The following is a 14,680-nucleotide window of genomic DNA, read 5'->3' on the forward strand; positions in this document are numbered from 1 at the left end:
CCATTCCATGGCAAAGGGTAACAGAATTGCCAGAGACTGTCGAGACTTTTTCATGGTGCGTTACGGCGATGCTTGACCTATCACTCGGGATTCACTGGGCGATCGCCTGTTTTTACTCACTATTTGTTGCTCATCATTCTCTGCTGCTTTTTGCCAATCGTGCCGTTCCATAGGCTGCTTCCGTATTGGGTGAGACTAGGACTGGAACCTGCAACTGGCGACTCCGAATCGCAGTCCACGATGGGTTTGCTGCACCACCGCCAGCCGTATAAACTCGGACTAAATTTGTTGCGCCCAACTCTTGTAGCAATTGATAGCCTCGTGCCTCAATCCGTGCCATGCTTTCGAGCAGCCCATGCAAAAAGTCTACGGGACTGGCGGGGCGAGGCTCTAAGCAGGGTAGCAAAGCAGGGTCATTAATTGGGAAGCGATCGCCCAGTTGGGTCAGCGGATAGTACTTGAGTGGACTTTCTTGCTGCACTGGAATATGAGGACTCAATTCTAACAATTCTTGCGGTGTGAAGAACTGCTGAAGCACCGCGCCACCTGTATTAGAAGCTCCACCAACTAGCCACAGATCTCCCAGGCGATGGCTATAAATTCCGTAGGTTCCATTTTCGATTGGAGTGGCGCTTAACAATTTGAGCACTAAAGTGGAGCCGAGAGAGGTGACGGCTTCCCCAATCTCGGTTATGCCGCTGGCAAGAAAAGCCGCAATACTGTCGGTGGTGCCTGTGCAAATTTGACAATTGATGGGTAGCCCAAGCTGATGAGCAACCGCCGCAACAATGGTGCCAACCACACTTCCAGGCGATCGCACTTGTGGCAATAGCGGCATCACATCCAACCCTGCCATCCACGATGGATATTCCAGACGAGCTACATCGTAGCCAAGTTTCAGACAGTTGTGATAATCGCTAACGCCCAGTTGCCCATGTAGCAAAAATGCTAACCAATCTGCTTGATGCAACAAATATCTGGCCTGGGAATAAATAGGCTGCTGCTTCCACCACAGCAGTTTCACCAAGCTAGAGGTCGCGCTCAGCACAACACCCTGCCCAGGCGCATCATGTAAATTTGCTTGAGCAAAAAATACTTGCAGATCGGCAAGCGCTGAACCTGCACGGGCATCGTTGTAAAGGATCGGCGTATCCAACGGTACTCCTGCCCTGTTACAGAGCAGCACGGTAGAAGAGGTGCCATCAATCGCGATCGCGCAGATTTGAGCGCGGATGTCTGCCGGAATTTGACCGATTAAGCTAAACAACACATCTTGCCACTGGGTTGCCCATTGGTGAGGTTCGACAGATGCAAATCGTTGGCTCACTTGAACACACAGCCGCATTTCCTGATCGATCACGGCTGCCCGCGCGCCAGAGGTGCCAAAGTCAATCCCTAGATAAAGGCTCATGAGCGCTAAAAATAATGCGTTAGTGATTGGAAGAGCAGGTTTGGCGATCGCAAGCTAACGTTTTGGCGGTTTCAATGGTCCCAGATTTGGCGTTTCTAACGGCGATAAATCCGGTTGTGGTTGAATGCTGGGATCGATAATTAGAACGCCTGTGTCTAACTGCGATCTCTGTTCATAAATAGTTTGAATTTCACGTTCTAACTTCATGCGACCTAACTTAAAAAAGTCTTGAGTATCAGAGCGCACCAAATCGACAGAAAGCCGTTGTAACTGTGATGTTGACCCTATCCGAGGAGCAGCGTTTGCAGCATTAACAGCAACTAAACCTGTGATGACGAATCCGATCGCTGTCAAACTGTTCCACATTTTCATTGCTACAAGCCCACCCTTCATCGATTCAGATCCGTTCAGATCTACCTCTAAGGTAGCGTTTTACTAAGTTTTTTTGTTAAAAAAAACCGTCTGTAAGTGGGTTCCGTGGAACTTTTTACAAACGGGAATTAATCAATCTGAAACGCTATCTAATGATGCGATCTGTTCTAGTTAAAAGCAGTAGCAGATAGCTAGGACACTGACACCGCAACTGCCATTAATCCGCCAATCAACACCATTCCTACTACGCCTAGAATTATGTAGTTGCGCTTTTGGTTACCAGTTGGGGGTTCTGCCTTGTACATCTTTGGCTCGACAGCAAAGTTGTTTAAGCGTCCACCATCTTCTACGGTGTATCTCATAAGCAATCCTCAAATTTTTCTTAACCTACCTGAGAATGGTACAAATAAACACTTCTCTTCGCAAATCTTCTAGTTTTAGAAGAGATCTACGATTTTGCAAAGGTCATTTCTCATGGGTAAGGGTTTCATCTTTATTAGAACGCTGTCACATCAATGTGCCGAAAATCAGAGGTTAGAATAGGCAAAATTTATTTCTACCTCATTCTTAAAGCAAATTCAGTTGTGACAGAGAATAGTAAGCAGGTCGTTTTTACAGCACTCAGCCTTTTCTTGATGACATTATCTGGGCATTCCACTTTGGATACCGCTTAAGCATCTAGTAAATGGGTTATTTACTTGCAAGCTGCTCAACTAAACCAAAGTTCTACGCCTTAACTACCATAAGTTCTGCTGCTCAGCCAATTGCCTCTCCTGTCTACTACCGTCGGACAACATACCGAAAATACTCGCAGTAGCAGACTAATAAAGGAAACTTTGCTAATCTGCTACCTGGCATTTTTGACTGAAGAGAGACTTAAATCCGTCAAGACAAAATATTTGAGGTTATGCTTTTATGCGGTTTTGCCATCAAGGCTTTCATTTCTGATTCTCCAGCGCGGCGAAGTTGGTGAGTAAGCCCTGCACTAAGCCCTGTTAAAACAAGTAATTGTCCTAGCAGACCCAACAAGATCGTCATTTTAGAAGCAGATTGAATACTGACAAAAGAAAAGCAAGACCAGATCCAGGGAAGGCTACCTTGGTCTGGGCGAAGTCCGATGGTCAACATCATAATAGGAGGCAGGGCGATCAATCCTCCAACAATTGCTAGGGCAAAGACCGATCGCCTTTTAGAGGAGCTAAACAAAATTAGTTGAGCGATCGCAGCGCAAATCAACATAAAGGTTGCGTTCAGCAGCAGCGATATTAAACCTTGCAGTTGTTCCGTTGGCTCACCCCAGGTCATAATCCACGGGGTGAGGATGGCGATCGTAATTAGTAGATTTAGGGCAAGCGCCGCGATCGCAGGACTTTTCTCACCCAATATCCAATCTCGTAGCGTTGCTTTCGTCAGCCTCAATGTTCTGCCAGAGGTGCGGGTTTGACGATAGCGTGCCCAGTCCAACAAAGTTTGGCGATGAGGGGTTAGTGCTGCAATCAGCACCAAAAACCAGATTGAATTAAAAACAATCAACATAAACAGATCGGACATTGGACGGTAATATTCCCCTTCACTAAACTCCTGAAAAGGAAAGCCCAAAATGAACACCGCAATGCAAATGGTCATAGCGTAGCTCTGACGTTTGCTGATTAATGTCAGGTTAGGATTGCAAAATCGACGGTTGATCGTTTGCCAAAACCAAAACGTTGCGACTGTGCAAATACCTAGAGTAAAGACGGTTAATAGCCCCAGATTGCTTGCGATCGGTAAGCTATACCAGAAGTCAGGACCAATGAAGTCTCGCTCTGGAGAATATCGCGAACCCTGCCAAATTTGGTAGAAGATTGCATATATTCCAGAAACGATCGCGGCACCAAGCCAGCCGTGTGTTCCACCTAAAAAGGCATAGAAGATAGCTCCAGTGTAGAAAACACAACTGATTGCAGGAACAACCAAATAAAGACTGAGTAGTTCTGCGGTATCAACGCCACCCTGTCCGGCTGACCCCAGCTGTAATGGCACTGCCAGCAATATTCCTAGATAGACCAACACCGGTACTCCCAGCAGCTTACCCAATAAAATCGTTTGGCTGGCTTGAGGACTAAGGCGAATAAAATTGAGCGTGCCTCGCTGTTCCTCTTTTGCCAAATCATTGATTAGCAAATATACTCCCGCAACTATCAAAATAAAAGGCAACATCCAGGTGAGGACGTGAAACAAATCTGTCCACCAAAGCTGCCAGTTGACTAAAATATTGCCTTGAGCATCCAGCACGCAATCATTCACGTTATAGAGTTCTTTGCCAGTGCAGTAATGACTGGAAGCAGTAACTTTTGGGGTGGGTAAGGCTGCCCAAAAGAAAAATAGCAAGGCAAACTGAGCCAAAAAAGAAAACAAAACTGTGAGCGTCAGGTTGCGATTTTTGAGGCGACCTTTGACTTCTCGAAAAAACTGTGGATTCCAGTTTGAGAAGGATAGGAGGAGGTTGGGAAGCATGATTGAGGCTCCAGTGGAGAAATGACAAAGGACCAAGAGCGGATGGGTAGATAGGTGAATTAAAAACAGGCGATCGCGTAGAGTGTGTTGAGTGCAGCCGAAACGCACCTTAAACAAGAACTACTTTTTAGGAAGCTTGTTGGTGTCCTAGTTTAAGAAAGATAGTTTCTAAATCTTCTTGAGTGGGATGAAATTCGGAGAGCGGAATGCCGGATGCAACGAGCGATCGCAGCAAGGTTACTCCTGCTTCAGCATTACCAGAAAATTCCACCCGCAGCCGCTGGCTTCCTGGCAATAGCTCAATATTTTCCACATCGGCACACTGATGAAGTTCTGACCTGAGTGCATCCACATCACCCAAGGTCGCCAAGATAATTTGCTGACGGCTGAGGCGGCTGTAGAGATTGTGTAAAGACGTACTTTCCACTAGATAGCCCAGTTCCATGATGCCAACTGAGGTACACAGTTCTGCCAAATCGCTGAGTACATGGGAGGAAATTAGAATCGTCATGCCTGCTTCTTGCAATGTTTTGACGATTTCGCGAAACTGCATCCGGGCGATCGGATCAAGCCCAGAAACAGGTTCGTCTAACAGCAGCACCAGCGGTTCGTGAATAATAGTGCGTGCCAAACTAAGCCGCTGCTTCATGCCGCGAGATAGGGTAGAAATTTGGCTGCTTCGCTTGTGGCTTAGCTGCACTAAATCCAACACAACTCGCAGGCGTTGAGTGCGATGGGGTTCTCGCAATTGATAAAGCCGAGCAAAATAATCAAGATAGTCCCAAACAGTGAGGTCATCGTAGAGTGGATAGTCATCGGGTAGGTACCCAATATGCCGTTTGAGTTGAGCGTTATTTTGATCTCGCAGAAGGCGTTCGCCATTGATAAAGATTTCGCCTGTTGTTGGATCTTCGGCGGCGGCAAGCAGGCGAATTAAAGTGGTTTTGCCTGCCCCATTGGGTCCAATTAGCCCATAGACCTCGCCCACTTCGACGTTTAGATCAATTTCGTGAATCGCCCGATGGTGATCGAACTGCTTGGTCAATCCATGGGTAGAAATTGCCAGGTCTCTTACCATACAAAAAGGTTGAAAAGTTAACGATAGCCTAGCTTGTCTCTACAAGATTTGGCATCGCCATTTCGGAAATTGAAACAGAGAAGAAGAAATGCTTGCAGGAAAGTTAAATTGACCTAAATAAAGCAAATACAGCTTGTAACTGCCGCATAACAAGCTGATGAACGCTTGAACTTTATCCAACCCGAAAACTTGGAGTCATTGAGTAGCACTAGGCGATCGCCTTGAGGGAATCATGATGAGTTGATAAATCAATCCTGCTTACAGGTTATTGTCATCGTCACATAGGGCATCTTAATAACGGTTGCATTTACAGTCTCATCGACCTAGCATCTCCACACTTTTTATAGGCTATTTGTAGGGTTCTTTGTAGCTGAACACATCATGACGTTTGACACATATCGAGACCTGTTGAAACGTCTCCACAAAGTCACCCAAAAACGACAGAGAGTAGTGCTGACGGCATTAAGCGTGACGAGTTGCGTAATTGCAGTGCGACTATCAGGATTGCTACAGGGATGGGAACTCGCAACCTACGACCAAATGATTCGTCTGCGTCCCCCTGAACCTAGGGACAATCGTATTGTGATAATTACGATTGATGATACAGATCTGCGTCGAGTCGGCAAATATCCCATTCCCGATGCTGAATTGGCTAATCTACTGAAAATCCTGCAAACTGCCCGGGCTGGTGCCATCGGCTTAGATATTTATCGAGATTTGCCGATTCCACCGGGACATCAGGACTTGCTGCAAGCCTATCAGCAGAACCCCAATTTAATTGGAATCACTTATATTGCCGATCAAGACAATCCAGAAGTTCCAGCGCCTGCTCTCCTCAAGCAACTGAATCAAGTTGGGTTCAACAACCTTGTACATGACCAAGATGACAAAGTGCGACGAGGGCTGTTGTATTGGAAGTCAGAAGATAAGCGCCCAGCACGTCAAAGTTTTGGGTTGGTGTTAGCACTCAAGTATTTGCAAATGCAAGGCATCAAGCCTGAGACTGCTGCCGACCAGTCGGGCAACTTACAATTGGGCAGTGCCATCTTCCGCCGATACACTGCTCACGATGGGGCATACATCTTGTCTGATGATGGGGGCTATCAGATTTTGCTCAACCCCCGTGGACCTGCCAGTAGCTTCCGGCAGGTTTCGCTGACAAAGGTATTAGCCGGAGAGGTGCCGTCAGAGGTGTTTCGAGATCGCATCGTATTGGTCGGCTATACCGCCGTTAGCGTCAACGATTTTGTTTTCACATCCTATAGCAGTCAGTTGATTGGGTCACCGCGACCTATTACAGGCGTAGAGTTTCACGCTAACTTAATCAGTCAAATTGTGGGCGCGGCAAAAGATGGACGGACTTTGATCAATAGCTGGACGGACCCAATTGAATGGCTATGGATTTTTGTCTGGGCCGGAGTGGGGGCAGGAATTAGCTGGCAACTGCGATCGCCGCGCTGGTCTACGTTAGGAATTGCGATCGCCGGAACTGGTCTAGTGTTGATTGCCTACGGTTTCCTCATCATAGGCTGGTGGATTCCTGTGGTGCCGCCGCTGGTAACGATGACCGCATCGGCGATCGCCATCATTGCCCACATCGCTCGTGTTCAAGAAGAACTGCAGCGCTCTAAAGAATTTCTCAACACCATCATTAACACCATCCCTGACCCTATTTTTGTGAAAGACCGGAACTATCGCTGGGTTGTCCTAAATGAAGCATTTTCAAGATTTTTGGGTTATCCCCTTGGGGAATTAATCGAGCGATCAGACTACGATGTTTTTTCACAAGCTGAAGCTGATATTTTTCGACAGCAAGATGATAATGTGTTCCGCACGGAGCAAGAATGTCGCAACGAAGAAGCCTTTACTGATCGTAAGGGTTTCACACACCACATCGAAACCAAGCGATCGCTGCACAAAGATTCGGCAGGTAACTGCTTTTTGGTCGGTATCATTCGAGATATTACCGAGCGCAAACGCATGGAGGACGAACTCAAACGCACGACTGCTGAACTGGTGCAATCCAATGCGGAACTCCAGCGCTCTGCCACCCAACTCAGCCATGTTGCCAACCACGACTCCCTCACAGGCTTGCCCAATCGCAAGCTATTTCACGAACGCTTGGAACAGGCGATTTTATGGGCAAAGGAAAAAGAACAACTCGTTGCCTTGCTCTTTCTTGATTTATAGCTATTGCCAGGACCAATAGGACATAGACTGAGAGGTATCCCCAGCTATAGGAGGGTGAGTGCATCTATGGCAAAAGCGTACAGTTACGACTTGCGACAAAAGGTGATCAATGCCATCCAATTAGACGGCATGAAGCAGAGTGAAGCCGCCCAAGTGTTTCAACTCAGTCGCAACACGATCAATCTATGGCTGAAGCGACAGAAGGAAACTGGAGACTACCAAGCCAAAACAACTCGTCCCCATCGAACCACCAGCAAAATCACCGATTGGGACAAGTTTGCCAAATTTGCCAAGCAGCATGGGGGCAAAACCCAAGCGCAAATGGTCGAGTTGTGGCAAGACCAACTCAGTGTTCGCACAATTTCCAGGGCGTTACACAAACTGGGCTTGAGTCGAAAAAAAAGACCTATGGCTACCTTGAACGCGATGAGCACAAACGAGCAGAGTTCCTAGAGCAGCTAGCCAAAGTGTCTTTATCCGACCGGGTGTACATCGATGAATCGGGAATGGATGAGCGAGAGGATTATGGATATGGTTGGTGTGAACCCGGTGTGCGATTTGAAGCACTCAAGTCAGGGCGACGGGGTCAACGAATCAATATGATTGCGGCTTACTGTGAGCACCAACTGAGTGCTCCCTTTACCGTGAACGGCTCTTGTAATCGAGTCGTGTTTGAAATCTGGCTAGAAACGTGTTTGCTGCCAACGCTTAAGCCTGGGAAGGTTTTGATTCTCGACAATGCCACGTTTCATCATGGGGGACGGGTTGCTCAATTGGTGGAGTCGGTAGGGTGTCGGTTGTTATATTTACCCGCTTATTCTCCAGATTTCAATCGGATTGAAAAGTGTTGGGCTTGGCTGAAAAGTCGTATTCGCAACAGCTTGTCTAGCTTTAGTTCTTTACGGCAAGCAATGGAGTCGGTCCTGAAAGATGCTGTGTCCTAACACTGTTGTCTGTAGCTATAGATGGCTTCAAGCAAATCAATGACACCAAAGGACACGACATTGGCGATTTACTGCTTAGAGCGGTAGCGCGTCGTCTTACAGGCTGTCTACGCGGCAGTGATACAGTAGCTCGGCTCGGCGGCGACGAATTCACCGTGATTTTGCCTGGGATTCCTAGCGCCCAAGATGCTACTAGGGTGGCAACCAAACTCCTCAACACCTTGGCTAAACCGTTTGAACTAGAAGGGCACCTGATCTCCATCACAAGCAGTGTGGGCATTAGCCTTTATCCTCACCAAGCATCGGATCTGGAAACCTTATTAAAGGAAGCAGATAGTGCCATGTATCGGGCAAAGCAATCAGGCAAAGGACGCTATGAGTTTTCTTTGATTTCTGTGGAAATGGGTTAAAGGAAAGTGCGGAGTGCAAAGTACGGAGTGCGGAGAATCAGTATAAACCTTTTAGCCCTTTCTCCTTTTACCCTTCATTTCTGCAATCAGGTGGTGTATTCTGCGTTGATTTTGACGTAATCGTAGCTAAGGTCGCAGCCCCAAGCAGTGCCGGAACCAGACCCATCTCCCACGCTGAGGGAAATCAAGACTGTATCTTCTTGCAAATAGGCTCCTGCGGCGGCTTGTTTGAGATAGGCATTGGCAGCAACTCGGTCGAAAGGCTGGGGCTGGCCTTGATCCATCATTAGGAAATCGCCTAGCTTGATCTGCAAATCATCTTGATTGAACGGAACATCAGCTCGTCCAGCGGCTCCGGCAATTCTCCCCCAATTGGGATCGCGCCCAAAAATAGCCGCTTTGGTCAGGGATGATCCAGCGACCACTCGGGCAATTTTGCGGGCCGAGGCATCGTCTATGGCACCAGAAACTTGTACTTCAATTAAGCAGGTTGCGCCTTCTCCATCGCGCGCGATCGCTTTTGCTAAATAAATGCACACTTCCGTTAGCATCGCTTCCAATTTATCGGCTTCAGCCCCCGGCTCGGTAATGGCAGGAGTGCGAGATTCGCCATTGGCTAGTGCCAACACCGTGTCGTTCGTGCTGGTGTCGCCATCCACCGTAATTTGGTTAAAGCTTTTGTCTACGGCACGGCTTAACATCTGCTGCCAAAGCTGCGGGGAAACTGCCGCATCGCAGGTGATAAAGCCCAGCATGGTCGCCATGTTTGGGTGGATCATACCAGACCCCTTACAGATGCCGCCAATCCGAACGGGTCGGTCTCCGAAAGTTGTTTCTAGGGCGATCTCTTTTGGCACCAAATCAGTGGTACAAATTGCCTTAGCTGCGGCATCCGATCCGCTATCTGATAGCGACTCAACTAACTCTGGTAAGGCAGATTTCAAAATATCCAGCTTGATTCGCTGCCCGATTACGCCAGTGGATGCTAGCAAAATGGCTTCGGGTGCAATTCCTAACTGTTGACTCAGCGATTGAGCAGAATCTACGGCATCTGCCATGCCCAGTGTCCCAGTAGCAGCATTTGCCTGTCCTGCATTGCAAAGAATGGCACGGGCGTTGGGTTTAGCGCGCAGTTTATCTCGGCAGTAGTCTACACAGGCGGCTCGGACGACGCTGAGGGTGAATACTCCCGCCGCGATCGCTTCCACATCCGACACAATCAGCGCCAAATCTGGTAGCCCAGATGGTTTTAACCCTGCTGTAATTCCTGCTGCCCGATAGCCTTTCGGGGCTGTCACTCCACCTGAAATCACTTGCCACACCATGTCACTCTCCCAAAATCACCATACTTGCGAGCGATTATATCAGGCTCGGAGTGAGGCGATTGAAATGCAAAGTACGTTTCTGATGGCTACTCTATAGAGTGCATGGCGATCGCCATCAATAAGCCTCCAGAGCGAGCCACCTCGCTGAACTTTTGTGACATGATCAAAGATAGAGCTACTTTCAAGCAAAAACGACTGATTCTGTTCGTTCTGCTGAACTGCAAATGGTACTGATTTCTTGAGACTACAACCTATTTAGCTTGGGTCTGAGTCATCGGCTTTCAGTTCACATGCAAAACTAGACTACTCTACTTAAGTTTCTAGCCAAGAACCAAGAAAAACTACAAGACTATTTGGAACGAGTTATGGCAGCGACAAAAATTAGAAAGACTCCTGGAGTCTGCAATGGAGCCGCTTGTATTGGTCGGACGCAAATTCCTGTGTGGAAATTGATCGCCTTGCACTTGCAGGGATGCTCAGACGCAAACTTGCTCGGCGATTACCCACAGCTCACTAGAGATGACTTGAAAGCTATTCGCACTTATTATGCTCAAAACCCAGAAGAAATCGACGACGCGATCGCGGCTGAAAACTCAGAAAGCTAGCGCCACAATTGAAAGATCTGTAATCCTTCCGTAAGACCTCCTGCTTGCTGCTTTTAACCTGGATTATTGCTACTCAGCCCCAACTCAAAATGGACTAGATTCATCACTTTCATTGTTCACTCTAGACATTGATTGATGAATATTTTTGTAGCATCTCTGACTAATCGTTACAAGTAATAGTAGACAACGCTTGCTATAGTAAAGCCAACCGCAGCCTGTAACATTTTGGGGCTTGTCACTTTACAGGATATTGCGGAGACAAACTTCCTTGGTTAGTTGAACCAATCCTCTTGTGTAGAGACCTACATCCTAAAAACGAAAGCACTGGGCTATGCCCATCTGAGTATTGATTTGCAAGGCACGCTCAACTGAAGAATGGCAAGCGCTCAGTGGTCGATCGCACTATATTTCCTGCCGCAACGTCTGAGTACTGCTTAGCACCCAGACGCGCAGAGATATAAATGTGTCAATTAGATAGGTAATAGGCTATGCAACCCGATCTATTTTCTTTCAATCGGTGTTCTTTTTTCTAAGTTGAACCCATACCCATGGGGAAGAATGTGCAGAGTTGCGTTGCACAGGGCAAGCGGCTCATCCTTTAAAAGTTTATCGACATTGGTATGAGTGAGATTTGCTACATCAACAACCGTGATTGCTCCTTCGCCAAACACTTCTAGCTCTTTGCCATTGATAATGATCGCAGTATTTTCATCAATGCCAAAACCCAGATTGACAGGCTGTTGAGCGATCGCGGATAGCAACCGTCCGAGTCGTCCTCGTTGAGCAAAATGTTGATCAATCACAACACCCGTAAAAAAGCCCATGCCTCGATCCATTTCGGCAACATCCATACGCGGATTAGTTTCCGATTCTCCTTCAACAATCATCATGTCAGGCATCATGGCGGCTCCAGCACTGGTGCCAGCAATAATAATGCCTTCAGAAAATCGTCGATGTAATAGACTATCCAGTTCGGTATCCTTCAAACATTCAGTAATTCGAGCCTGATTACCACCTGTGAAGAATACACCCGTTGCATCTTGAATCGCCTCTAAGCCCTTGGGGTCATCCGCATTCTCACGTTTCGCAGTATCTACAACTTTGACAGAATCAGCTCCCAACCGTTGAAATACATTGATATAGGTCTCACCAACCTCGCCAGGAAGCCCCGTTGCCACAGTCATAACCACAATCCGAGCTTGTAACCCACCTGCACGCCGCACAAACTCGCGCAAGATTTTGCAGTCACCCTCTTTATCTTCGGCACCTCCAATGATCACCAACTGTCCATGAGTTTCAGGAAGCGCCACGCTGTCTTGAACTTCTGACTCGTTGTTTTGGGATGCTGTACCTACCTCTTGAACCTCTTGTAGTGTCATAGTAATCTCCAAACTCTGAAGTAATAGTTTCCTAATAAAGCATTTTTATTAGGAAACTTAGTACAGTCGTTTGGTAGATTCCAAAAAAGAATCAGTTAGTCTGTTCAAGTAAATCGGTCAGAAAAGAACGTGCATCCACTAAGGGCATATGTCTTGGCTTACCCTCATGCACAATTTGATATTCATCATCATATTCACTGTCTCCATGTCCAGAGATCAGGTGACTGTGAAAAGCAGCTTCAGCTAATTTGTGAACTTCTTCTCTTAAATCAAGTGTAGTTTCCTTTATATCGTGCTTGTTCATAAGGTCATACCCTCCTAACAAGGAAAGGCTTAGCATAACAATTAGGCTTTACAATTCCCCCCTTCAAAAGAATCATTTCTTTAGATAGAGGTGAAATCAGTCTAATTGAACCAGTCAACGATTCATACCCTACGGTAGAGAAAAATACAGCCGTGCAAAGCTAAAATAGTGTCTGAATAAATATGGCATTGAGTTATGGTCTTGGATCAAAGTATTGAAATGGATCGCGTGAACGCACGAGCGACTGATGCGTTCGATATCTTCAATATTCGGCACTACATCGGTTCAAATCCGTACTTGAAAACAGCAGCAGTAGTCTTCGATTTTGCCTTAATTGCAAAAAATCCCCTACTTTCCCTAGATGTGTATGTTGCTGCGGTCAGCGATCGCTATCCTCATTTAGGGGATGAATCCTATGACTCTTACGCTCACCTATTCGCGCGCACTGTCGCTGAAGTCAGTCAGCTTGAGATGGAACTGCACTTAACACACTGGAGTTTGCAGAATCACGGAAAACGAACTCGGATCGCCGTACAATCGTTGCATCGGCGCACCAGTCGAGCGATCGTCTACTGCGTATGGGATTGGTTTGAAGCCATCACACGTAATCAACAATTTCGGATGGAAGAGCAGATTGAACTGCTCCAAAGCATTTTTCGAGATTCGGTCTATGGCGGTCCTACAGTGTATGCATTGCTTAAAACCGCTTACGAATTAAGTATCCCTACCTTTTATTTGTGGGATGAAGGACTGATGCAATATGGTTTTGGGCGTAAGCAAGTAAGAGGCATTGCTACGACCTTCAATCATGACAGTCATATTGATTCAGACTTTACAACTGGCAAGGATGATTGCAAAAAATTTCTTCATACGTTGGGTTTCCCTGTTCCTACAGGCAGCATTGTTTACACCTTAAATGAAGCATTAACCGTTGCAAAACAGATTGGTTATCCCGTTGCAGTTAAGCCTGTTGTTGGACATAAAGGTATTGGAGTAACGGCCGATGTGAAAGACTTTGATGGTTTAGAACGCGCCTTTGATAACGCGATCGCCGCCGTACCCGACGATCAACCAATTCGCATCATTGTTGAAAAAAGCATCGCTGGCAAAGACTTTCGCTTGTTGTGCGTCAATGGCAAGTTTGTGGCCGCAATCGAACGGTGTCCTGCATTTGTGATAGGCGATGGCGTGTCAACGATTAGCGAGCTAATTGAGCGAGAAAATCGGACTGCTGCTCGAATAGATACTCCAACATCGCCACTTGGCAAAATAAAATATGATGTAGCAATGGAACGCTATCTAGAGGATCAGAAATTATCGCTAGATAGCGTGATAGAAAAGGATCATAAAGTGCTGTTGCGAAAGGTTGCCAACCTTTCTGCTGGCGGTTTGAGCATTGATGCCACTCGACACATTCATCCTGACAATGTGATTCTGGCACAAGATATTGCTCAATATTTTCGCCTTACTTGCTTAGGCATTGATGTAATGGCTCGTGACCTTTCAGAATCATGGCGAGAAGGAAACTTTGGCATTATTGAAATCAATGCGGCTCCCGGTATCAACATGCATCTAAAGCCTGCTGTAGGCGAGAGTGTAGATGTTCCTGCTTATATTTTGAAGAGCTTTTTTGAAACTGGAAAGGATGCCCGGATTCCAACTATTAGCCTTAATCGTATTTCTACAGCTGAAATTCAAGAAATTGTCGATCATATTCTACTCCACCATCCCCACTGGACGATTGGTAGTGTTTGCCGAGAGGGCACATTCATTAATCGCTCTGAAAAATACTTGAATTCAGACTACAACATCAACGTTCAAAATCTACTCCGCAACCCCAAGCTTGATCTATTGATTGCCGAGTATTGCGAAGAGACACTCGATCTCGAAGGTATGTTCTACTACGGTAGTAATATCGTCGTTTTGGACAATCCCACTGAAAACGAGATGATGTTGTCTCGGGATATTTTTGATGACTCAATAGTAATCATTCGGCATGGGAGCGCTGTTTCAATTCATCAAAACGGATTGATTGAGCAGTATTCGCTCGGTAAGGACGAGCCATTTAGCAGAGTCTACCTGAAAGAAATCACAACGATCTTGTAAATGACTGAATCTGGTTAGATGCATCTGTTAAGGATGCGCTCTTACAATTTTCTGGGCAGT

General features: G+C 46.6%; 13 protein-coding genes. 5 read left to right on the forward strand and 8 right to left on the reverse strand.

Annotation, left to right across the window (positions count from 1 at the left end; translation table 11 throughout):
- Nucleotides 1-133: 133 nt before the first annotated feature.
- The 5 genes from JOY44_RS07650 to JOY44_RS07670 form a co-directional block, all read right to left on the reverse strand.
- Entirely contained in the window at nucleotides 134-1,411 is a 1,278-nt protein-coding gene (locus tag JOY44_RS07650) for an FGGY-family carbohydrate kinase (RefSeq protein WP_171573025.1), read from the reverse strand.
- A gap of 54 nt (nucleotides 1,412-1,465) precedes the next feature.
- Entirely contained in the window at nucleotides 1,466-1,804 is a 339-nt protein-coding gene (locus JOY44_RS07655) for a hypothetical protein (protein WP_203031948.1), read from the reverse strand.
- Nucleotides 1,805-1,974: 170 nt separating this feature from the next.
- Nucleotides 1,975-2,145 (reverse strand): photosystem II assembly protein Psb34, encoded by a 171-nt coding sequence (psb34, locus tag JOY44_RS07660; RefSeq protein WP_171573027.1) that lies wholly within the window; start codon nucleotides 2,143-2,145, stop codon nucleotides 1,975-1,977.
- Between the two features lie 523 nt (nucleotides 2,146-2,668).
- Nucleotides 2,669-4,279 (reverse strand): hypothetical protein, encoded by a 1,611-nt coding sequence (locus tag JOY44_RS07665; protein ID WP_171573028.1) that lies wholly within the window; start codon nucleotides 4,277-4,279, stop codon nucleotides 2,669-2,671.
- A gap of 127 nt (nucleotides 4,280-4,406) precedes the next feature.
- Nucleotides 4,407-5,357: an ABC transporter ATP-binding protein gene (locus tag JOY44_RS07670; protein WP_171573029.1), complete on the reverse strand. Its 951-nt coding sequence runs from the start codon at nucleotides 5,355-5,357 to the stop codon at nucleotides 4,407-4,409.
- 381 nt (nucleotides 5,358-5,738) lie between these two features.
- Here JOY44_RS07670 and JOY44_RS07675 point away from each other — a divergent pair, with 381 nt between their 5' ends.
- From JOY44_RS07675 to JOY44_RS07685, 3 genes are all read left to right on the forward strand, one after another.
- A complete protein-coding gene (locus JOY44_RS07675) occupies nucleotides 5,739-7,547 on the forward strand; it encodes a CHASE2 domain-containing protein (RefSeq protein WP_171573030.1) in 1,809 nt (602 codons plus the stop codon).
- A 66-nt stretch (nucleotides 7,548-7,613) separates the two neighbouring features.
- Nucleotides 7,614-8,491 (forward strand): IS630 family transposase gene (locus tag JOY44_RS07680; RefSeq protein ID WP_242541718.1). Its coding sequence is split into 2 segments (ribosomal slippage): nucleotides 7,614-7,943 and nucleotides 7,946-8,491, totalling 876 coding nucleotides; the frame shifts between segments, so codons are not numbered across the junction.
- Between the two features lie 5 nt (nucleotides 8,492-8,496).
- A complete protein-coding gene (locus JOY44_RS07685) occupies nucleotides 8,497-8,901 on the forward strand; it encodes a diguanylate cyclase domain-containing protein (RefSeq protein WP_197985049.1) in 405 nt (134 codons plus the stop codon).
- A gap of 86 nt (nucleotides 8,902-8,987) precedes the next feature.
- On the opposite strand, the gene argJ is transcribed toward JOY44_RS07685, so the two are convergent.
- Complete coding sequence (gene argJ, locus JOY44_RS07690) at nucleotides 8,988-10,226, reverse strand: bifunctional ornithine acetyltransferase/N-acetylglutamate synthase (RefSeq protein WP_171573031.1); 1,239 nt, start codon at nucleotides 10,224-10,226, stop codon at nucleotides 8,988-8,990.
- 365 nt (nucleotides 10,227-10,591) lie between these two features.
- Between argJ and JOY44_RS07695 the strand changes: the two genes are divergently transcribed.
- Nucleotides 10,592-10,831, forward strand: a complete 240-nt coding sequence (locus JOY44_RS07695; protein ID WP_171573032.1) for a DUF433 domain-containing protein — start codon at nucleotides 10,592-10,594, stop codon at nucleotides 10,829-10,831.
- 500 nt (nucleotides 10,832-11,331) lie between these two features.
- Here JOY44_RS07695 and JOY44_RS07700 read toward each other — a convergent pair whose 3' ends face one another.
- Together JOY44_RS07700 and JOY44_RS07705 are read right to left on the reverse strand one after the other, a co-directional pair.
- The gene (locus tag JOY44_RS07700) at nucleotides 11,332-12,210 is read right to left on the reverse strand and encodes a cyanophycinase (RefSeq protein WP_171573033.1); all 879 of its coding nucleotides are present in this window, start codon (nucleotides 12,208-12,210) and stop codon (nucleotides 11,332-11,334) included.
- A 91-nt stretch (nucleotides 12,211-12,301) separates the two neighbouring features.
- Nucleotides 12,302-12,514: a hypothetical protein gene (locus tag JOY44_RS07705; protein ID WP_171573034.1), complete on the reverse strand. Its 213-nt coding sequence runs from the start codon at nucleotides 12,512-12,514 to the stop codon at nucleotides 12,302-12,304.
- A gap of 195 nt (nucleotides 12,515-12,709) precedes the next feature.
- On the opposite strand from JOY44_RS07705, the gene JOY44_RS07710 reads away from it, so the two are divergent.
- The gene (locus tag JOY44_RS07710; RefSeq protein ID WP_171573035.1) at nucleotides 12,710-14,620 is read left to right on the forward strand and encodes a cyanophycin synthetase; all 1,911 of its coding nucleotides are present in this window, start codon (nucleotides 12,710-12,712) and stop codon (nucleotides 14,618-14,620) included.
- Nucleotides 14,621-14,680: the final 60 nt, after the last annotated feature.

Source organism: Leptolyngbya sp. Cla-17 (genome assembly GCF_016807185.1).
Classification (GTDB): Bacteria; Cyanobacteriota; Cyanobacteriia; order Leptolyngbyales; family Leptolyngbyaceae; genus ULC077BIN1.